Source organism: Ruegeria sp. BF12 (assembly GCF_056538705.1).
In genome coordinates this window covers 473,435-493,607 of the sequence record NZ_JBQFTP010000001.1, presented here as the reverse complement: position 1 = coordinate 493,607, position 20,173 = coordinate 473,435, and the positions used below count along the sequence as shown (strand labels likewise).

Genomic DNA, 20,173 nt, shown 5'->3' with positions numbered 1-20,173 from the left:
TGGCAGGCAATCGAAACCGAGGTCTCACTGAGTGACAAAGGATACCAATGATGGGCAATGATGCGATTTTGGCCGATCTGAAAGCCAAATTCGAGGCGGGCGAGGTCGACACGGTTCTGGTCTGTATGGTGGACATGCAGGGCCGCCTTATGGGCAAACGTTTCCACGCCGGACATTTCGTGGCGGGCGCGTGGGAAGAGACGCATTGTTGCAATTACCTGCTGGCCACGGATCTTGAGATGGCAACACCGGACGGTTACGCCGCGACCAGTTGGGAGCGAGGTTACGGCGACTATGTCATGAAGCCGGATCTCAGCACTCTGCGCCCGGTGCCATGGCTGGAAGGCACGGCGATGGTGATGTGCGATGTGCTGGATCACCACACGCATGAGGAAGTGCCGCATGCGCCGCGCTCGATCCTTAAGAAACAGGTCAATCGTCTGAAGGCGATGGGCTATGAGGCGATGTGCGCCACGGAGCTTGAGTTCTTCCTGTTCGAGAAGAGCTTTGACCAAATTCGCAAGGAAGGCTTCCGCGATTTGGAGCCAATTTCGGGCTATAACGAAGACTATCACATCCTCCAGACCACTAAGGAAGAGCATGTGATGCGTCCGATCCGCAACCATCTTTGGAATGCGGGAATACCGGTTGAGAACTCAAAGGGTGAGGCGGAGGCCGGGCAGGAAGAGCTGAACATCAAGTACGCGCCGGCCATGGACACGGCCGAGTATCACTCGATCGCCAAGAACGCCGTGAAGGAGATCGCCTGGCAGCACGGTCACGCGGCGACGTTCCTGCCGAAGTGGCATCACGACAAGGTCGGCAGTTCCTCGCACGTGCACCAGTCGTTATGGGCCGATGGCAGACCTGCTTTCTATGACGCATCGGATGAGTTGGGCATGTCGGCGCTGATGAAAAGCTACATGGCGGGTCTGCTGAAATACGCAGGCGACTATACCTATTTCATGGCGCCCTACATCAACAGCTACAAGCGCTTCATGAAGGGCACCTTTGCGCCCACACGGATCATCTGGTCGGTCGACAACCGGACTGCCGGGTTCCGCCTGTGCGGTGACGGTACCAAGGCGGTTCGGGTCGAGTGCCGGATTCCGGGTTCGGACATGAACCCCTATCTGGCAATGGCCGGGATGCTGGCGGCTGGTATTGCGGGCATCGAAGAGGGGCTGGAGTTGCAGCCACCGACCAAGGGCGATGTGTACCAGGGCGAAAGCGGCATGATCCCGGGCAACCTGCGCGCGGCGCGGGACGCGTTGCACGGGTCAGAGATGCTGCGCGCAGCCTTGGGGAATGACGTGGTCGATCACTATACCCGCGCGGCCGAGGTCGAGATCGAAGAGTTCGAGCGTGTGGTGACGGATTGGGAAATCGCTCGCGGGTTCGAGCGGGCTTAGAGGGCTGGCTGGGGGCTCTGCCCCCAGACCCCCGAGATATTTTTGGCCAGATGAAGCAGGGGATCCTGTTTCTTTCGGAAATGGAGTGAATATGGGGCAGATGTTGCAATGTGTCTCGCCGATCAACGGATCGGTTTATGCGGAACGTGAGGTTCTGTCGCGTGAGGCTGCGTTTGAAGCCGCAGCCCGCGCACGGGTCGCACAGGCTGAATGGGCTGAGCGTCCTCTGCAAGAGCGGATCGATCTTGTGATGGCGGGCGTGGCGGCCGTTGGCGCGATGAACGATGAGGTCGTGCCTGAACTGGCGCATATGATGGGTCGCCCGGTGCGTTACGGCGGAGAGTTTGGCGGCTTTAACGAGCGCGCCAGCCACATGGCAGGGATTGCCGAGGCGTCTCTGGCTGATATCGCGGTCGGTGAGGATGAGACGTTCAAGCGGTACATCAAGCGCATCCCGCATGGCGTGGTTTTTGTGGTGGCGCCGTGGAACTACCCTTACATGACCGCAATCAACACGGTGGCCCCGGCATTGATAGCGGGGAACGCCGTGATCCTGAAACATGCCACACAGACCCTGCTGGTCGGTGAACGCATGGCTCGGGCCTTCCATTCGGCAGGTGTGCCCGAGAATGTGTTCCAGAACGTGTTCCTGAGCCATGACGTGACCAATGATCTGATTGCGGGCAATGCGTTTGATTTCGTGAATTTCACCGGATCGATCGGTGGTGGTCAGGCGATGGAGCGTGCGGCGGCGGGGACATTCACCGGTGTCGGCACCGAGCTGGGCGGCAAGGACCCGGGTTACGTCATGGACGATGCCGACCTGGACGCCGCCGTTGATACGCTGATCGACGGGGCGATGTTCAATTCGGGCCAGTGTTGTTGCGGCATCGAGCGGATTTATGTGCATGAGAGCCTATACGATGACTTCGTTGCCAAGGCGGTTGAGGTCGTGAAAGGTTATAAGCTGGGTAATCCGCTGGATACTGAGACGACAATTGGCCCGATGGCCAATGTCCGCTTTGCCAATGAAGTCCGGGCGCAGATTGCTGAGGCGGTCGAAGCGGGGGCTGTGGCCCATATCGACACTTTCGCCGAGGATGATGGCGGTGCGTATTTGACGCCCCAGATCCTGACCAACGTCACTCACGACATGCGCGTGATGCGGGATGAGAGTTTTGGTCCGGTGGTCGGTATCATGAAAGTGTCGTCGGACAACGAGGCCATTGCGCTGATGAATGATAGCGAGTTTGGCCTGACCGCCAGCCTGTGGACCCGCGATGTCGACCGCGCGGCACGGGTGGGTGACGCCGTCGAGACCGGCACGGTGTTCATGAACCGCGCGGACTATCTGGACCCAGGCCTCTGCTGGACCGGTTGCAAGAACACCGGGCGCGGCGGCGGATTGTCCGTCATCGGCTATCACAACCTGACACGTCCTAAATCCTACCACCTGAAAAAGGTCACAGGCTAAGGGCACCGGCCTGCTCTGGACAGACCCCCTCGCCAGAGCAGGCCTCAAATAACAAAGGAAAACCTGACATGTCACTTGTTGGAAACTGGTCGTACCCGACCGCGATCAAATTCGGGGCAGGGCGCATCAAGGAACTGCCCGAAGCCTGCGAAACTGCGGGCATGAAAAAGCCTCTGCTGGTCACGGACAAAGGGCTGGCCGACTTGCCGATCACAACGCAGACGTTGGACATTATGGAGGCCGCCGGTTTGGGCCGTGGGCTGTTCAGCGATGTGGACCCGAACCCGAATGAAAAGAACCTCGAAGCGGGTGTGGAAGCCTACAAGGCAGGCGGTCATGATGGCGTGATCGCGTTCGGCGGCGGCTCCGGGCTGGATTTGGGCAAGATGGTTGCCTTCATGGCGGGTCAGACGCGCCCCGTCTGGGATTTCGAGGATATCGGTGACTGGTGGACCCGTGCAGATGCAGACGCCATCGCGCCGATCATTGCAGTGCCCACCACCGCGGGAACAGGGTCCGAGGTTGGCCGCGCCAGCGTCATCACCAATTCCGAGACCCATGCCAAGAAGATCATCTTTCACCCCAAGGTCCTGCCAACCGTTGTGATCTGTGACCCCGAACTGACCGTTGGCATGCCCAGGTTCATCACCGCCGGTACCGGGCTGGATGCATTCGCGCACTGCGTCGAGGCGTTCTCAAGCCCGCATTACCATCCGATGAGCCAGGGTATCGCGCTGGAAGGTATGCGGCTGGTCAAGGAATACCTCCCGCGCGCCTATGCCGATGGCACCGATATTGAGGCGCGGGCCCAGATGATGAGCGCCGCTGCGATGGGCGCAACCGCCTTCCAGAAAGGACTGGGCGCGATCCACGCGATGAGCCACCCCATTGGCGCGTACTTTAATACTCACCACGGCACCACCAACGCGGTCTGTATGCCTGCAGTGTTGGAGTTCAATGCCCCGGCCATAGCAGACAGGTTCCAGTCGGCCGCAGCCTATCTGGGCATCGACGGAGGCTTTGACGGGGTCCGAGGATTTGTTCAGGAATTCAACGACTCGCTGGGAATCCCGGTCAAACTGGCCGAATTGGGCGTGACCGAGGATGCGATCCCAGAGCTGGTGCAAGGGGCCATCATCGACCCGTCCTGCGGCGGGAACCCGATCGAATTGACCGAAGAAAATCTGACCGACTTGTTCAAAGCCGCGTTGTGATCGGTTCAACGCTGTGCAAGTAACGTAACCGGCCCGTTTCTCGGGCCGGTTTTCTCTGCGCGAAAGGTTGGGACGTGACCCCGTTTGTAATCGCCATCATTCTGACGGCCGCGCTGCTGCACGCAGTGTGGAACGCGATTGTCAAAACCGCGGCCGACCGGACCACAACACTTGGGCTGGTCGCGTTGGGCCATGTCATCCCCGCAACGGCAATGATCCTGCTGCTGCCGCTTCCCAGTGCCGAGAGCTTTCCGTATATCCTGATCTCGACTGTCGTACATTTCGGCTACTACTACATGCTGGGCAAAGCCTATCAGCACGGGGATCTCAGTGTCGTCTACCCAATCGCGCGCGGTATCGTACCCGCGCTGGTCTCGCTCTGGGCGATGATCCTCGTAGGCGAGGTGCTGCCTTTGCAGGCTTGGGGTGGCATCGCGCTGATCGCACTCGGTATCCAGCTCAGCAGTTGGAAGGCCTTGAGGTCCGGCGTCGGACGCTGGGCCTTGGGGTTTGCGGTAGGAACCGGCTTTTGCATATCGGTTTATTCGGTCGTGGATGGGATCGGCGTCCGGTTGTCCGGCAATACGCTGAGTTATTGGGCGTGGGGCGCCTTTCTGCATCTGTTCATCGCTGGTTTTGTCGGCGTCAAGAAGCGCAACACCCTGGCAAGCCTCCCTGCCAAGACGTGGATGATCGGCATTCTTGGCGGGTTGGTGTCGATGACAGCTTACGGCCTCGTGCTTTATGCAAAGAACTTCGCCCCGCTGGGCGCGGTTTCGGCGCTGCGCGAGACTTCGGTCATCTTTGCCGCACTGATCGGGTTTGTTTTCCTGAAAGAAGGCAACTGGATGCGTCGGCTGGGGGCTGCTGTTTTGATGGCCTTTGGTGTTGCTTTAATCGGCTTGGCCGTCTGATCCAGGCGGCCTTGCCGCTTGCCGCCTTTGTCTCGCATAGTGGGTGCGAGTGACGAGGGAGCGATTTGATGACCAAAGAGATTGTTCTGATCCACGGGGCCTTTGCCGGGCCGTGGTGCATGCGAGACTACGCAAATTTCTTCCGCGCGCGCGGCTGGACAGTGCACACCCCGGCGTTGCGCTATCATGGCGGGGACCCCAAGGCCGAACCCGACCCGGGCCTGACGGATACCAGCGTGATGGATTACGCCAATGATATCGCCGAGTTCGTGCAAGGGCTGGACAGCAAACCTGTGCTACTGGGTCACGCCATTGCGGGCGTTGTGGCGCAGCAGGTGGCCTCACGCGGGCTGGCCAGTGCGATTGTTCTGATCAACCCGAATGCGCCGTGGGGCACGCTGCCCGAAACCGACGACGAACGCGCCATCCCGCGTGCGCTGATGGAGGGCGGGGCGTTCTGGAAACAGCCCATGCGGGTCGAGTTCGACCTGATGGCACCCTTTGCATTGAACAAGATGCCCGAGGCGCAGCAGCACGCGGTCTTCGACCAGCTGGGTGCGGAAAGCGGACGGGTAATGTTCGAGATGTTCTTCTGGATGTTCGACGACCACCACGCGATGAAGGTGGATATCGAAAAGGTCGATTGCCCGGTGCTGGTCGTCTCAGGCACCGAGGACCGGGCCGTGAACCCCAACACCTGCCGCGCGCTGGCTGAGCTGTACGGAGAGCGCGCGACGTTTATGCCCGTGGAAGACCACGCGCATTTCCTTTTCATGGAACCCGGCTGGGAACATCCCGCCGGGCAGATCGCGGAGTGGCTGGAGAAGAAGGTGGGTTAGACCGCCCACCTTTTCGGGTCAGTGATTGACCTGAATACCGCTCTCCGGTTTCCACTTCATGGCACCGTCGCCGCCTTTGATACAACGCAACAGGTGTTCTTCGCGCGCACTGGACGTTTCGGTCACGGTGTTGTTGCCAGAGATCACAACATAGGCGTCCACCGAAAAGGCGAGGCCGTTGTAATAGCAGAACCGCAACTCTGCCCCGACCGGAATAGGCGATGCGCCGATCAGCGACTGCTGCGCGCTTGCCTGACTGGCCAGCAAGGCTAAGGCCAGCCCGAGGGTTAGTGATTTCATGTCGTCCTCCCGTTCGAAATTTATGTTCGTTCAAATTGGGTCTTGGACGCTCGGAACCTCAAAAATTGTTCTTGCATGACAGATTGCGCGCAAGTGTGAACGGGATCAACGGGTTAGGCAAGGGGGGTGTTTGGCTGGCGATTGTGGGGTGGACTCGCGCCATCCGACTAATGCTTGATAAGAAGCATCAAGCGCGCCCCCGACCTGCCCTTCAGAGCGGGTGCCAATATTTTGGAGGCGGTAATCAGTGTTTGCAGGCGCGATTTTGGTTCCGCACCCTTTACTGGCTTCATTCAAAATTAAACGACAGGTACTTTTTCCAATCCCATCGAAAATCCTGATGTGGATGGCTTCGCCCGCGTTATCCAAACACTCTCGTTTGTGAGTAAAGCCTTTACATCATGCAAACTTACTCGTGACCTAAACTCAACAATTACTTTTGTGAGGTTTAGATTTCCTCCGAAATCGAAAAAAGAGAGATCTGCACCGTGGGGATATTTTACAAACTTCCGATATTCCTCCTCATACTCCCAATGCTTAGATTTTGTTCGCATGGCATACTCGATCCACCCTCTAAACAAATTACCGTTTTCGGGCGCTAATGCTGCGTCCGGAAACGCTTCTAATGTGTCTACATAGTCTATTTTTTCTATCCATCGTGATGGTGCCCTTGTGAAATTGCTTTGGACTGTTGCATCGAACTCAAGACAAACTCCGCGATGATTGTCGGCATAGTTCGCCCACATTGAAGGGCTTTCGAAATTCCCACTAAAGGAAATGAAACCGGTCGTAGTCTCGCTGGTTTCTAGAATTTTCTGAAAGCGTTCACGACTCTTTTCACTCGCAAACCTGAATGGTCGCATTTCAAATGGATCATTGGTATCTGTTGGTTTTGAAACTTTTAGCCGCTTTAGGGCCAAAGTCTCCAAAGCGTACCGTTCACCGATAAACTTATAAATTTTCATTCACAGGCTCAAACATCCAACTCTTCCACAAACCGCGCATTCTCCTGAATGTACTGGAACCGAAGTTCGGGTTTTTTACCCATCAGGCGCTCGACAAGGTCTCCGGTCTCGCCGGGTTCGTCCTCGTCGATGGTGACGCGGATCAATTTGCGGGATGCCGGGTCCATCGTGGTCTCTTTCAGGTCCTTGGCGTCCATCTCACCCAGACCCTTAAAGCGCGACACGTCGATCTTGCCCTTGCCGCCCAGACCTTTCTCAAGCCACTCATCCCGCTCGGCCTCGTCCAGGCAATAGACGCGTTTCGCCCCTTGGGTCAGGCGGTAGAGAGGCGGGCAGGCGAGGTAGAGGTGGCCAGCGTCAATCATTGGGCGCATCTGGGTGAAGAAGAACGTCATCAGCAGCGCCGCGATATGCGCCCCGTCCACATCCGCGTCGGTCATGATGATGACCTTGTCATAGCGCAGGTCGTCGACGTTGAACTTGGTGCCCAGCCCCACACCCAGAGCCTGCGTCAGATCGTTGATCTCGGCATTGGTGCCCAGTTTCGAACTGGCCGCGCCCAGCACGTTCAGGATCTTACCACGCAGGGGAAGCAGGGCCTGTGTTTTGCGGTCGCGGCCCATTTTCGCGGACCCGCCCGCCGAGTCACCCTCGACGATGAATAATTCGGTGCCGTCGCGTGTTGAACTAGAACAGTCCACCAGCTTGCCGGGAAGACGAAGTTTCTTAGTGGCGGACTTGCGTTGTGTTTCCTTCTCGGCCCGTCGGCGGAGGCGTTCCTCAGCCCTCAGGATGAGGAAGTCCAGAATGGCGCCGGCGGATTTCGTGTCCGCGGCCAGCCAGTTATCGAAATGGTCGCGGACCGAGTTTTCCACCAGCCGCTGTGCCTCGACCGTGGCCAGACGGTCTTTGGTCTGGCCCACAAATTCCGGTTCACTGATGAAACACGAGACCAGAGCACAGCCGCCGGTCATCAGGTCATCACGGGTGATCTGCGCGGCCTTCTTGTTGTTGATCAACTCGCCATAGGCTTTGATCCCTTTGAGAACCGCAGCCCAGAAGCCCGCGACATGCGTGCCGCCTTCAGGCGTGGGGACGGTGTTACAGTAGGATTGGATGAACCCGTCGCGCGAGGGCGTCCAGTTGATCGCCCATTCGACCTTGCCGGGGGTTCTGAATTTCTCGTTGAAATCCACCGTGCCGGCAAAGGGCTGCTCGGCATAGGTGGATGAGCCGTTCATCGTCTCTTTCAGATAATCGGATAGCCCGCCGGGGAAGTGAAAGGATGCTTCGGTCGGAGTTTCGCCGTCGTCGATGTGGGATTTCCAGCGGATTTCAACACCCGAGAACAGGTAAGCCTTGGAGCGGATGGATTTGAACAGCCGCGCAGGTTTAAAGCGGTGATGGCCAAAGATTTCCTCGTCCGCGTGGAAGGTCACTGTCGTGCCGCGCCGGTTGGGGGCCGCACCGATTTTTTCGACAGGACCCAGAGGGACGCCGCGTGAGAACCGCTGCTCGAACAGTTGCTTGTCGCGTGCCACCTGAACAACCATCGAATCCGACAGCGCGTTGACCACTGACGCACCCACGCCGTGCAGACCGCCAGAGGTCTGGTACGCTTTTCCCGAGAACTTACCACCCGCGTGCAAGGTGCACAGGATCACCTCGAGCGCTGATTTGCCGGGGAACTTGGGGTGCGGATCAATCGGAATGCCGCGTCCGTTGTCCCTTACAGTCAGGGCGTAGTCAGCGTGCAGTTCCACCTCGATCCGGTTGGCGTGACCAGCGACCGCCTCGTCCATCGAGTTGTCGAGGATTTCGGCCACCATATGGTGCAGCGCACGCTCATCCGTGCCGCCGATATACATGCCGGGGCGTTTTCGGACCGGTTCCAGACCCTCAAGCACCTCAATGGAAGAGGCGTCATATGTAGCGGTGGCGCTGGGCGTCAACAGATCGTCGGGCATGGGTGCTGCTCTTGTTTTTCGGTTTGATCCCATTATGGCAGGTGATGTGTCCGGGGGAAAGAGGGGCGCGAGGTGTTGTGGGTAAATGGGGTGATCGGAGGGGACGGTCGAAATTTTGAGTGTTCAATCAAGCTCTTTCAGGAACGCTTCGACCATGTCTGCAAGGTTCCCGCCGGCCAGGTTCATGAAGATTTCGAACTGATTTGCGCCGGATTCAGCGCCAGCAAGGTCAGACAGCGCCCGAAAGGCCAGGAATGGTACGCTGTTCACATCCGCAACCTGTGCTATGGCCGCCGTTTCCATGTCCATCACTCGGGCATTGAAAGTGTTATGAGCCCATTCACGAAAATTCGCGTTGTCGACGAAAGCTGTCCCTGAAACGCCGCCGCCGCCGACATAGATTTTCGGCGCGCGGGAGAGGTGCCGACCATCCGCTGCGGTCGAGGAAAGCTCCAGTTTGCTGGCCGCTGCTTTCGCTGCAGCGAGGAAGGTCTCGTCGGCGGGAAACCAGAACTTGCTGGTTCCATGCCCGGCGAGCTCTTCGAAAACGCCCAGATTTATGGTGTGCATCATTCCGAAATTCGCGAAAACAGACGACAGAAAGGGCGGCAGTTCGTAGCCGGTGTCAGTTTCGCGCGCGAACGCCATTTCCATGTACTGTCCCCATTGAACCGGAACAGAGATATCTCCGATGGACAAGTTCGGATCGGCACCACCGGCAACACCGGACACGACAATTCCCTTGATTGCGAAATGATCGAGGGCAAGCTGGGTTGTCATGGCGGCGTTGACCATAGACACGCCCGACGAAAACACGACCACCGGCTGCCCGGCCAGCGTCCCAAGTACAAAGTCGGTTTTTGCACGTTGCACGGTCTCTGCGTCTTGAATTCTGCTTCGCAGGATTTCGATCTCGGGCTCGAAGGCGGAAATGAGGGCAATTCTGGGTGTCGTGTCGATGGGGGAACTCGGGGACGTGGGTTGGGTCATGACTTTCCTTCGCTCCGGCGGTGATTTCTGAGACAAATTTGGCACCTGTACTGCGCGCCGACAAGTGGCTTGCATAGTCACGCAACATCTCTGGGGGTTCTGTCTCGCGGATTGTTAAACGAATGATTAAGGTATTGGGACTCATCGTGAAAATGGCAGGAGGTTTCATGAGTTGGATAAAGACGGTTCCGTTCGAACAAGCCACAGGCAAGCTCAGGAAGCTTTATGAGCGGGTGACGGGGCCCGGCAACAACGTCGACAACATCATGATGGTGCATTCTCTGCGGCCACATTCGATGGAAGGCCACATGGCGTTGTACAAAAACGTTCTGCACCATTCGGCAAACACGATCCCGAAGTGGTTCCTTGAAGTGCTGGGTGTCTGGGTCAGTGCGCTGAACAGGTGCGGCTATTGTGTCGAGCATCATTACAGCGGTCTGCAGCGGTTGCTGGACGACCCGGAGCGCAGCACGGCTATTCGCGCTGCGATTGAGGTCAACTCGCCGGAAACGGCTCCGCTGAATGCCGCTCAGATCGCGGCGATGCAGTATGCGCGCAAGTTAACCGAGGCACCGGCAGACATGACCGAGAATGACGTGCTTGCCCTACGGGAAGCGGGTTGGGATGATGGTGAGATACTCGAAATCAATCAGGTCTGCGCCTATTTTTCATACGCGAACCGAACCGTTCTGGGGCTGGGGTGTTCCACGGATGGGGATATTCTGGGTCTGTCGCCGAACAATTCTGATGACCCTTCGGACTGGGGCCACAGGTAACGGCGTTAACTTTCCATCCATTCGATGATCGCCTGTGCCACCAAGTCAGGTCGTTGGTGGTGCAACCAATGATCCGCGTCCGGAATGTCGACGCGCGTGAGGTCCGGTGCGAACTCTTCGAGCCCTTCGGTCGACTCGGGCAACAACGCCTTGTCATCGCGCCCCCACAACAGCAGGTGGGGGCAGCGAACCATCAACCTCTCCTTCGGCAACTCCGGTAAATCTGTGCGCGGCATACCGGGTTTGGCGACGACCAACGGGGACGCGCGATACCAGTTCAGCATGGCCTTCAGCCGACCGGGCCGCGCCCACTCGGCGCGGTATTCCTGCATTTGCGCTTCCGACAACCAGTCTGTGCCCATGCCAAAGCGAAAGAACTGTTCGAGCTTGGCGAAATTGTCAGCTGACAGGCGCTCTGCGGCGTCCGGAGCGCGCAGGGCATTGATGTACTGCGACGCCTCGGACTGTGCTCCCCCAGCGGCCATCGCCATTTGGAACGGCACCGGATGGACACCGTTCGCAATGATCAGCCGGCTGACCAGATCCGGGTGGAGCATGGCCAACCCATAAGCCACCGACGCGCCCCAGTCATGGCCCAACACGCAGACCGGACGACCCAGCCCTTTGATCAGCGCCACCATGTCCGCCACCAGTTGTGACAAGGCGTAGTGGCCGACGCCTTTAGGAGCCCAGCTTTGCCCGTATCCACGTTGATCCGGGGCGATGCAAAAGAAGTCGGAGGATAGATAAGGGGCCAAGTCTTGCCACGCCCCGCCGTATTCCGGAAACCCGTGCAACATCAGCAGAGGAGGCTGCGCGGGATCTCCCCAACTGCGTAGGCAAAAGTTTTGACCATTAAGCTCGATAAACCTGCAATCCATGACCTGAAACCTGTGTTGACCACGCAAAATGCGCCGGAAAAGGTGTAGCAGTTTGATACCAATCAAGGCGCAATTTTCCAACGTTTGCTAGGTGTCCCGTTGGACAGCGCAACAAGGAGAGCCTGAATGGAAACAGTGACGCAGATCAAGAATGAGCAACCGCTTGTCAGTGTTGCGGTAACGCCCAAAACAAAGCCGGCCGAACCCAGCCCCGAAAAGATCCGTCAGGCCTTTGAAAGCGGCAGGTACCCTTACGGCCGCAAGATGGCGCGTAAAACATATGAGATGGAGAAGGCGCAGCTTCAGGCCGAACTTTTGAAGGTGCAACTTTGGGCACAGGAAACCGGCCAGCGGTTTGTCTTGCTGTTCGAAGGTCGCGACGCAGCGGGCAAGGGCGGCACGATCAAACGGTTCATGGAGCATTTGAACCCCCGTCAGGCGCGCGTTGTGGCACTGAACAAACCGACCTGGGAAGAGAAGGGCCAGTGGTACTATCAGCGTTACATTCAGGAAATGCCCACTGTCGGGGAAATGGTGTTCTATGACCGCTCCTGGTACAACCGCGCCGGAGTTGAACGGGTCATGGGGTTCTGCTCGCCCAACGAGTATCTCGAGTTCATGCGTCAGACGCCCGAGCTTGAGCGGATGCTGGTGCGTTCGGGCATCCAACTGTACAAATACTGGTTCTCGGTCACGCAATCCGAACAGCAACGCCGCTTCAAAAGCCGTGAGACCGACCCCCTGAAGCAGTGGAAGCTGTCGCCCATCGACAAGGCCAGCCTGGATAAATGGGACGACTATACCGAGGCCAAAGAGGCGATGTTCTTCTATACCGACACCGCTGATGCCCCGTGGACCATCGTGAAGTCGAACGACAAGAAGCGCGCCCGCCTGAACTGCATGCGCCATTTCCTGTCCACATTGGACTATCCGGACAAGGATCATGACGTCGTCGGCACCCCCGATCCTTTGATCGTCGGACAGGCGCATCACGTGATCCAACGGTCCGAGCACATTCTGGGCAATTCACTGCACCCGGAAACCTAAAGGCATCTGTCCACTGGGCTGCGCATCGGGCTTTCGAACCGGGGCGTTAGTATCAGTGTGAAATTTCGTCGTTCGCCTCTTGTCCCGGCCTCTGGCCGGGCATATGGCTGATGCGATGAACAAGGTGATGACATATGGTGGCCACTTTAAGGCCATTGCCGTGCTGGGCCTGCCGCTGATCGGCGGGCATCTGGCTCAATTCGCGATTGGCTTGACGGACACTGTCATGCTGGGCTGGTACGGTGTCGAAGCACTGGCCGCTGTGACGCTGGCCAGCAGCTATTTCTTTGTGCTGTTCCTCTTTGGGGCCGGCTTTGGGCTGGCCGTCATGCCCATGGTGGCAACCGCTGCGGCCGAAGAGGACGAAACGAGCATTCGCCGTTCGACCCGCATGGGGCTGTGGTTGTCGCTTATCTACGCGGCGGTGATGATGCCAATGCTGTGGTGGTCTTACCCCATTCTCATCGCGTTGAAACAGGACCCGCAGGTTGCTGAAACCGCGTCGCAATACCTTCGCGTCGCGGGGTGGGGGTTGTTTCCTGCGCTTTTGGTCATGGTCCTGAAATCCTATCTGGCTGCGTTGGAGCGGACACAGATTGTTTTATGGATCACCGTCGCGGCCGCAATGGTCAACGCTTTCACCAACTATGCGCTGATCTTTGGCAACTGGGGCGCACCGGAACTGGGTGTGATGGGAGCGGCCATCGCCTCTGTGGTCACGCAGATCGTGTCTTTGGTCTTTGTGGTTATCTATGCCGTTCGCGTTTTGCCCGAGCACAGCCTGTTCCAACGGTTTTGGCGCCCCGACTGGGAGATGTTTCTGAGTGTCTTGCGTCTCGGCGTGCCGATTGGCCTGACAACGCTGTCCGAGGTCAGCCTGTTTGCGATGTCGGCGATTATGATGGGCTGGCTGGGGCAGGTTCCCTTGGCCGCACACGGGATTGCGCTGAACCTGGCATCCGCAACGTTCATGGTCCATCTGGGGCTGTCAAACGCGGCCACGATCCGGGCCGGGAATGCGCTGGGCCGCAAAGATCGGCCACATCTTGAAAGGGGCGCGATCGCGGTGACGGGGATGTCGCTGGCGATCTCGGTCCTGACAGTCACCCTTTTCCTGACCTGTGCTGAGCCGTTGATTTCGTTGTTCATGGAACCGGATGATCCGCAACGTTCGGAAATTCTGGCTATCGGCACCGGCCTATTGGCGATGGCGGCTTTGTTCCAGCTGGTGGACGGCGCTCAGGTGATCGCGCTGGGGCTGTTGCGTGGCTTGCAGGACGCGAAAATCCCGATGTTGATGGCTGCGCTCAGCTATTGGGGCGTGGGGATCACGTCCTCGTATTATTTCGGTTTCGTGCAGGGTATGGACGGGATTGGTGTCTGGCTGGGCCTTGTTCTGGGCCTGGCATGCGCCGCTGTAATGCTGATGGCACGCTTCTGGATGCGTTCAGTGCGTGCGGTTGGCGTACCCGCCGAGTAAACTGCGGCAGGTCACTCTTTGCCGAACCGGTCCGCCTTTTTGCGCACCAGAACGGTGCGCAGATCGTGCATCGCCAGCAGCAATCTGTCCGTCACGTCCTCAAGCTGCTCGTCCGTGGCTTTAGATTGCGCCCATTGAGTGGTCAGGTTCAGGTAATCGACTGCGCGGTGAATGTCGTCGATATCGCGCTGGGCCAAAAGCTCTTTGCGTTCGTCCATCCAACGCGCGATCTCGGCCTTGTCGGCATCGGACAAGATGCGCTGACCCTGAGGTTTCACCTCGCCGTTGCGGATATTTATGACCGCGATCTGATCCATCTCGATCCGGCGCTGACGGTTCTCGGTGTCGATCTTGAACACCGCCGCGCCGTTTTCGCGCACGCGGAAATAATATTCGGGCAGCTCTGTGGTCATCGGATTCTCCGGTCAGCGCAGAGAGGCGCAAAAGCGTTGGATGCGGGTGCAGGCTTCGGTCAGTGCCTCATCCGAGGTCGCGTAGCTGACCCGAAAGTTTGGCGACAGACCGAAGGCCGCGCCGAAAACGACGGCAACGTCCGCCTCTTCGAGCAGCGCGGTGGCAAAGGCTTCGTCCGTGTCGATGACGGTGCCCGCTGGCGTGGTCTTACCGATCAACCCCGCAATCGAAGGATAGACGTAAAACGCGCCCTCCGGGGTCGGACAGGTGACACCGTCGATCTCACTCAGCATTCGGACAACCAAATCGCGGCGGCGTTTGAACGTTTCATTGTTCGGGGCCAGAAAAGCCTGAGTTCCGTTCAGCGCTTCGACCGCAGCCCACTGGCTGACCGAACAGGGGTTCGATGTTGATTGCGATTGAATTTTGCGCATCGCGGCGATGATCTCGACCGGACCGGCGGCATAACCAATGCGCCAGCCCGTCATGGCATAAGCCTTGGAGACGCCGTTGCAGGTTAGCGTCCGGTCATACAGGCCGGGTTCTACCTCGGCCGGGGTGCAGAACTCGAATCCGTCATAGGCCAGGTGTTCATACATATCGTCGGACATGATCCAGACATGTGGATGGCGCATCAGAACATCTGTTAAAGCCTTGAGTTCCTCTCGGCTGTACCCTGCGCCGGTTGGGTTGGACGGAGAGTTAAAGATGAACCACTTGGTTTTTGGTGTAATCGCAGCCTCAAGCTGATCGGCCGTCAGTTTAAAGCTGTTCTCCAGCGTTGTTTCGACCACGACCGGAGTACCCCCGGCTAGCAACACCATATCGGGATAGCTGACCCAATAGGGGGCAGGGATGATGACCTCGTCGCCTTCGTTCATCGTGGCCATCAGCGCATTATACAGCGTCTGCTTGCCACCGGTTCCAACCGAGATCTGCGCGGGGGTGTAGTCCAGCCCGTGATCGCGCTTCATCTTGGCGCAAGCGGCCTGTTTCAACTCGGGGATACCGTCCGGCGCGGTGTACTTTGTCTTGCCCGCGGCGATGGCCGCAACCGCTGCGTCCTTGATGTTCTGCGGGGTGTCGAAATCCGGTTCACCTGCGCTCAGGCCGATAACGTCGCGCCCGGCGGCTTTTAACTCGGCTGCTTTTGCTGTCATTGCGATGGTGGGCGATGGCTTCACGCGTGACAGTGTCGCAGAAAGGAAACTCATGGGCGGCCTCGATTTGTATGTTCAGCCTGACTGTCATAGGGTGCGCTCGAATGACGATCAAGCGATATGAATTTAGGAATTGGAGACCCCGATGAACGACGAGAACGACTGGTACGGACCGGACTCAGCGACATTCGGGGACAGGTTGGCGGGGGCACGCGAAGCCGCCGGCATGACGCAGGCTCAGATGGCTCGCCGTCTTGGAGTCAAAAAAGCAACGATCGCAGCTTGGGAAAATGACCTGTCCGAGCCGCGCGCGAACCGACTGTCGATGATGGCGGGCATGGTCAACGTGTCGATCATGTGGCTGCTGACCGGCGAGGGCGAAGGCATGGATGCTCCGGTCGAAGCAGACGAAGGCACGCCCGAGCTGGCGGATATCGTGGCCGAGCTGCGCTCGATCCGCGGTGAGATGCGCGCCAGTGCCGAACGCGCCGCGAAGCTGGAGAAAAGGTTGCGTCTGATCGTGGAGCAATCCCGGTGACCGAACCTCGTGACATTCGCATCAAGCGTCTGAAAATGCGATCCATGCGCCGCGGGATCAAGGAAATGGACCTAATCCTGTCTGCCTATGCGGAACGGAACCTGACGGCGATGGATACATCCGGTCTGGATACTTACGACGCGCTGCTGCACGAAAACGATCAGGACTTGTACCAATGGGTAACGGGGCAGGTTCTGCCCCCTGAAGGTTACGCCGATCTGATATCCGACATCGCGCAGACGTTCCAAAAATAAAAGAAAAACCTGCTTAACCGATTTTTCGGGAATTCGATTCATTCTGCCTGAAACAGCGCGACTGAATCGGAGGGTCGGATGAGTATGGAAATGCAGGTCTCCGCGCCGGGAACCAAGGGGTTCATGACCAGCTATCTTGAGGCACTTGCCTTGGTGGAACGGCTGCACCGGTTGCTATTGGACGTCATCAAGGATGAGTTTGAGCGTGTTGGCGTATTGGAAATCAACGCGGTCCAAGCGTTGCTTTTGTTCAATATCGGCGATCACGAAGTCACCGCCGGTGAGTTGAAAAGCCGCGGTTATTATCAGGGCAGCAACGTCAGCTACAACCTGAAAAAGCTGGTTGAAATGGGTTATATGCATCACCAGAGATGCGAAATCGACCGCCGCTCGGTCCGAGTTCGGCTGACACCGCGCGGACGCGAGATACGAGACATCGTTTCGGAACTGTTCTCGCGTCACGCCGAAGGGTTGCAAAGCCGCGGAGTGCTGGGGTTGGAAGGTATCGACGACATCACAACATCTCTGCGGAGAGTTGAGCGCTACTGGACTGACCAGATCCGATACATCTACTGATCAGCGAACGCATCTTGGGCGTCCGAAAGGGTCAACCCTTTCAGTTCGCGGATCAGTTTTCGGGTCATGGAATCTTCGTAGGCTTCAAAGCCCAGAGCGACTTCGACAAACGCCCCGGGCCCGAGAATAACCCAGGCGTTGTAATAGGCCGACAGTTCGCCAACCTGAACGTATCGCTTGTCTCCATGAGTGGGGTCGTCGGCCCCGATCACCAGCCCGTTTACCGTGATGCCGGACGCCCGCAACATGCGTTTTGCTTCGCGCGGATGGGGGCCAAGGTTGTGCTTGCCGTCCCCGGACAGGTCCAGCGTCCGTTTCCAGCATTCCTGCTGTTTGGATAGCAACTCAGCTCCAAAAAGCATTGCAGAGCCAACTGCGGTGCCCCGAGGGGCGCTGCTGCGTTCCACGTTGTTCAAAAGGGTGCTGATCCGTGTCAGGTCGTGTGTCGTACGGATTTCAGTCCAGTTCAACAGCATGCGGTGATGGCGGGGCTCACTCCATTCGTAGATGGCCATTTTAATAGGCGCGCCAATGTCCGACAGGATCAGCCGGACGACCTCAGGTCGTTGCAATGCGGCAGCCAGCCCGTCCAATTGTAACCGGTATTCCCGAGTGTCGACAGAGCCGGACACGTCGAGCCCCAAAGCCAACGCCTGTCTGCATTCCGAAGCGGCGGAATTGCCCAAGATGGTGAAAAGGACGGCCAAAACACGGATCATTGGCGCGCAGCGTCCCGCAAAGCGCCGATCTGAAGCCCCGACAATTCGCGTTCCAGTTTGCGGCGCATGGCGCGTTCGAAATCTTCGAACCCTTGCGCGACCTCAAGAAAAGCACCGGGGCCATGCAGCACATTGTTTTCAAAGAACGGGATGAGGAACAGTTCGCCTTCAAAGTCTGCAGCGTTGATGACCAGCCCGTTGACCACCGTGTTTTCAAACGGAAAGTGCCGGTACGCTGAATCGGGCCCATAGCCGTCATTGTTGGAGCCATCCCCCGACAAATCGATGGTTTGAAACAGACAAGGCGGTGCCTGCTGCATCAAAGTCGCACCGAATGCCAGAGCATAGCCCATCGCTGTGGCCGACCCGCTGTCCGAACGGACAGATTGTTGCACGGTCGATGCCGCGACCAGCAGGTCTGCCTCTGACGTAATCATCGTCCAATCAAGAATGACCCGCTGGGTCGTGCGGCCGCTCCATTCATACACGGCCAACGCAACCGGCATGGGAGAGGAAAAAAAGGCCTCGACCACCTCAGGCGCAATCAACGCGGCTGCCAGCCCTTGCCGTTGCAGTATGTCTTCGGTCTCATCGACCGAGGTCGAGATATCCATGGCCAAGGCCAGGGCAAGACGACAGGTCTCGGCCCGAACAGGGCTGGCCATTGCGGCCAGACCCAATGCTATCAGCCCGCGGATCACCAGTGGCCAGTGCTTTCCATGCTGGCCCAGGGCTCGGCCGGTTCCAGCGCTTCGCCGTTTTGCAGCAGCTCGACCGAGATATTGTCGGGCGAGCGGACAAACGCCATACGACCGTCACGGGGGGGGCGGTTGATGACCACCCCATTGTCCTGCAGGTGCTGGCAAACTTCGTAGATGTTGTCGACCCCATACGCGAGATGCCCGAAATGCCGACTGTCGCTGGGCAGGGCGTCATCTCCGTCCCAGTTGTGAGTCAATTCGATCGGTCGGTCCTCTTGCCCCGGAGGGGCCATGAAGATCAGCGAAAACCGTCCGGATTCGCTGTCGTACCGGCGGGTTTCTTTCAGTCCCAGCAATTCAAAAAACGCCATCGACTTCTCCAGATCCTTCACGCGGATCATGGTGTGAAGATATGTCAGCCCCATAGCGGCTTCCTTTCCGTTCAGGTGATGCGCAGCAGCTTAGCGCACGATCATTGAGTGTCGAGGGGCAGTTCGGACACAATTTAGGAATTGGACAATTGCGCGCACATATCGCGGTTCCGGTAACCGTATTGCCGAGATATAGTGGTAGGCGACTCATTGCTGGAAAGGAAATTTCATGCCGCTCTCCTCTGACCAACTGGCCGAGATCGAAGCGCAACGGGCGCAATCGCATCCAACACGCCGCGTTGTGGCTGAGGGTATGGAAGACCACCTCTATACCGCCCATCAGGTGCTGGACCATGGCTTTGTGCGCGTGATCGACTATATGGGCGATGACGCGGCGATCTGCCAGGCGGCGCGTGTGTCTTACGGCAAGGGCACCAAGTCGGTTCAGAATGATGAAGGCCTAATCCGGTATCTGATGCGCCATTGGCACTCGACCCCGTTTGAAATGTGCGAGATCAAGCTGCACGTCAAACTGCCGGTCTTCGTGGCGCGCCAATGGATCCGTCACCGTACAGCAAATGTGAATGAGTATTCCGCCCGCTATTCGATCCTGGATCGAGAGTTCTACATTCCCGCGCCGGACCATGTCGCCGCTCAATCCGAAGTGAACAATCAGGGCCGGGGCGAAGCGCTGCAGGGGGAAGAGGCTGCGCGCGTGCTTGAGATGCTCAAGGCCGACAGCGCGCGGTGCTATGACAATTACGAAGCGATGATCAGCCAAGATGGTCAGCAGGGACTGGCGCGCGAATTGGCGCGGATGAACCTGCCCGCGAACATCTATACTCAGTGGTACTGGAAGGTGGATCTGCACAACCTGTTCCACTTCCTGCGCCTGCGTGCCGATCCGCATGCCCAGTATGAAATTCGCGTCTACGCGGACACCATGTGCAAGATCGTCGCCGACTGGGTGCCGTTCGCGTACAAGGCGTTCGAAGATTACCGGTTGGGCGCTGTCAATCTGTCGGCCCAGATGGTCGATAGCCTGCGGCGTATGCTGGCCGGTGAAGCCGTGACACAGGAAAATTCAGGCATGACCGCGCGGGAATGGCGCGAGTTCGAAGCTGTCATACGCGAGACCTGACGTTCTCTCAGGCATAGCGATTGTCTATACGCGGTGTCAT

The 20,173-nt window shown here is 58.1% G+C and carries 22 protein-coding genes; 12 read left to right on the top strand and 10 right to left on the bottom strand.

Going from position 1 to position 20,173, the window contains the following annotated elements; all coding sequences use genetic code 11:
* The first annotated feature begins 50 nt into the window (after positions 1-50).
* From ACR0J0_RS02515 to ACR0J0_RS02495, 5 genes are all read left to right on the top strand, one after another.
* Positions 51-1,412: a glutamine synthetase family protein gene (locus ACR0J0_RS02515; protein WP_480661214.1), complete on the top strand. Its 1,362-nt coding sequence runs from the start codon at positions 51-53 to the stop codon at positions 1,410-1,412.
* 91 nt (positions 1,413-1,503) lie between these two features.
* Complete coding sequence (locus tag ACR0J0_RS02510) at positions 1,504-2,886, top strand: aldehyde dehydrogenase family protein (protein ID WP_480661081.1); 1,383 nt, start codon at positions 1,504-1,506, stop codon at positions 2,884-2,886.
* A 68-nt stretch (positions 2,887-2,954) separates the two neighbouring features.
* On the top strand, positions 2,955-4,100 hold the full coding sequence (locus ACR0J0_RS02505; RefSeq protein ID WP_480661079.1) for an iron-containing alcohol dehydrogenase: 1,146 nt from the start codon (positions 2,955-2,957) through the stop codon (positions 4,098-4,100).
* 74 nt (positions 4,101-4,174) lie between these two features.
* Positions 4,175-5,014, top strand: coding sequence for an EamA family transporter (locus tag ACR0J0_RS02500; protein WP_480661077.1), 840 nt, complete (start codon positions 4,175-4,177; stop codon positions 5,012-5,014).
* A 68-nt stretch (positions 5,015-5,082) separates the two neighbouring features.
* On the top strand, positions 5,083-5,853 hold the full coding sequence (locus ACR0J0_RS02495; protein WP_480661075.1) for an alpha/beta hydrolase: 771 nt from the start codon (positions 5,083-5,085) through the stop codon (positions 5,851-5,853).
* Positions 5,854-5,871: 18 nt separating this feature from the next.
* On the opposite strand, the gene ACR0J0_RS02490 is transcribed toward ACR0J0_RS02495, so the two are convergent.
* The 4 genes from ACR0J0_RS02490 to ACR0J0_RS02475 all read right to left on the bottom strand — a co-directional run bounded on the left by ACR0J0_RS02490 (position 5,872) and on the right by ACR0J0_RS02475 (position 10,075).
* Positions 5,872-6,153 (bottom strand): hypothetical protein, encoded by a 282-nt coding sequence (locus ACR0J0_RS02490; protein WP_480661074.1) that lies wholly within the window; start codon positions 6,151-6,153, stop codon positions 5,872-5,874.
* Between the two features lie 299 nt (positions 6,154-6,452).
* A complete protein-coding gene (locus ACR0J0_RS02485) occupies positions 6,453-7,118 on the bottom strand; it encodes a DUF2971 domain-containing protein (protein WP_480661072.1) in 666 nt (221 codons plus the stop codon).
* 8 nt (positions 7,119-7,126) lie between these two features.
* Positions 7,127-9,085, bottom strand: a complete 1,959-nt coding sequence (parE, locus tag ACR0J0_RS02480) for a DNA topoisomerase IV subunit B (RefSeq protein ID WP_480661070.1) — start codon at positions 9,083-9,085, stop codon at positions 7,127-7,129.
* Between the two features lie 123 nt (positions 9,086-9,208).
* Complete coding sequence (locus ACR0J0_RS02475) at positions 9,209-10,075, bottom strand: 5'-methylthioadenosine/S-adenosylhomocysteine nucleosidase (protein ID WP_480661068.1); 867 nt, start codon at positions 10,073-10,075, stop codon at positions 9,209-9,211.
* Positions 10,076-10,242: 167 nt separating this feature from the next.
* Here ACR0J0_RS02475 and ACR0J0_RS02470 point away from each other — a divergent pair, with 167 nt between their 5' ends.
* Positions 10,243-10,851 carry a carboxymuconolactone decarboxylase family protein gene (locus ACR0J0_RS02470; RefSeq protein ID WP_480661066.1) on the top strand — a complete coding sequence of 203 codons (609 nt, stop codon included), beginning with the start codon at positions 10,243-10,245 and terminating at the stop codon, positions 10,849-10,851.
* 5 nt (positions 10,852-10,856) lie between these two features.
* Here the strand turns inward: ACR0J0_RS02470 and ACR0J0_RS02465 are convergent, their stop codons facing one another.
* On the bottom strand, positions 10,857-11,651 hold the full coding sequence (locus tag ACR0J0_RS02465; RefSeq protein WP_480661065.1) for an alpha/beta fold hydrolase: 795 nt from the start codon (positions 11,649-11,651) through the stop codon (positions 10,857-10,859).
* A 207-nt stretch (positions 11,652-11,858) separates the two neighbouring features.
* On the opposite strand from ACR0J0_RS02465, the gene ppk2 reads away from it, so the two are divergent.
* Positions 11,859-12,779, top strand: a complete 921-nt coding sequence (gene ppk2, locus ACR0J0_RS02460) for a polyphosphate kinase 2 (RefSeq protein WP_480661063.1) — start codon at positions 11,859-11,861, stop codon at positions 12,777-12,779.
* Between the two features lie 115 nt (positions 12,780-12,894).
* Positions 12,895-14,259, top strand: a complete 1,365-nt coding sequence (locus tag ACR0J0_RS02455; RefSeq protein ID WP_480661213.1) for an MATE family efflux transporter — start codon at positions 12,895-12,897, stop codon at positions 14,257-14,259.
* Between the two features lie 11 nt (positions 14,260-14,270).
* On the opposite strand, the gene ACR0J0_RS02450 is transcribed toward ACR0J0_RS02455, so the two are convergent.
* Complete coding sequence (locus ACR0J0_RS02450) at positions 14,271-14,672, bottom strand: hypothetical protein (protein ID WP_480661060.1); 402 nt, start codon at positions 14,670-14,672, stop codon at positions 14,271-14,273.
* Between the two features lie 12 nt (positions 14,673-14,684).
* Positions 14,685-15,887, bottom strand: a complete 1,203-nt coding sequence (locus ACR0J0_RS02445; protein WP_480661059.1) for a pyridoxal phosphate-dependent aminotransferase — start codon at positions 15,885-15,887, stop codon at positions 14,685-14,687.
* Between the two features lie 91 nt (positions 15,888-15,978).
* Between ACR0J0_RS02445 and ACR0J0_RS02440 the strand changes: the two genes are divergently transcribed.
* The 3 genes from ACR0J0_RS02440 (at position 15,979) to ACR0J0_RS02430 (ending at position 17,201) form a co-directional block, all read left to right on the top strand.
* Positions 15,979-16,371 carry a helix-turn-helix domain-containing protein gene (locus ACR0J0_RS02440; protein WP_480661058.1) on the top strand — a complete coding sequence of 131 codons (393 nt, stop codon included), beginning with the start codon at positions 15,979-15,981 and terminating at the stop codon, positions 16,369-16,371.
* A complete protein-coding gene (locus tag ACR0J0_RS02435; RefSeq protein WP_480661056.1) occupies positions 16,368-16,625 on the top strand; it encodes a succinate dehydrogenase assembly factor 2 in 258 nt (85 codons plus the stop codon). The genes ACR0J0_RS02440 and ACR0J0_RS02435 overlap by 4 nt, the downstream gene beginning before the upstream one ends.
* 78 nt (positions 16,626-16,703) lie before the next feature.
* A complete protein-coding gene (locus tag ACR0J0_RS02430; RefSeq protein ID WP_209222537.1) occupies positions 16,704-17,201 on the top strand; it encodes a MarR family winged helix-turn-helix transcriptional regulator in 498 nt (165 codons plus the stop codon).
* Here the strand turns inward: ACR0J0_RS02430 and ACR0J0_RS02425 are convergent.
* From ACR0J0_RS02425 to ACR0J0_RS02415, 3 genes are read right to left on the bottom strand one after another with little or no spacing between them, the layout of a single operon-like run.
* Entirely contained in the window at positions 17,195-17,920 is a 726-nt protein-coding gene (locus ACR0J0_RS02425) for a DUF1194 domain-containing protein (RefSeq protein ID WP_480661055.1), read from the bottom strand. The two genes, ACR0J0_RS02430 and ACR0J0_RS02425, sit on opposite strands and share 7 nt — an antisense overlap.
* Positions 17,917-18,621, bottom strand: coding sequence for a DUF1194 domain-containing protein (locus ACR0J0_RS02420; protein ID WP_480661053.1), 705 nt, complete (start codon positions 18,619-18,621; stop codon positions 17,917-17,919). The genes ACR0J0_RS02425 and ACR0J0_RS02420 overlap by 4 nt, the downstream gene beginning before the upstream one ends.
* On the bottom strand, positions 18,618-19,046 hold the full coding sequence (locus ACR0J0_RS02415) for a VOC family protein (RefSeq protein WP_480661052.1): 429 nt from the start codon (positions 19,044-19,046) through the stop codon (positions 18,618-18,620). The genes ACR0J0_RS02420 and ACR0J0_RS02415 overlap by 4 nt, the downstream gene beginning before the upstream one ends.
* A gap of 175 nt (positions 19,047-19,221) precedes the next feature.
* On the opposite strand from ACR0J0_RS02415, the gene thyX reads away from it, so the two are divergent.
* The gene (gene thyX, locus ACR0J0_RS02410) at positions 19,222-20,133 is read left to right on the top strand and encodes an FAD-dependent thymidylate synthase (protein WP_480661050.1); all 912 of its coding nucleotides are present in this window, start codon (positions 19,222-19,224) and stop codon (positions 20,131-20,133) included.
* Positions 20,134-20,173 lie beyond the last annotated feature (40 nt).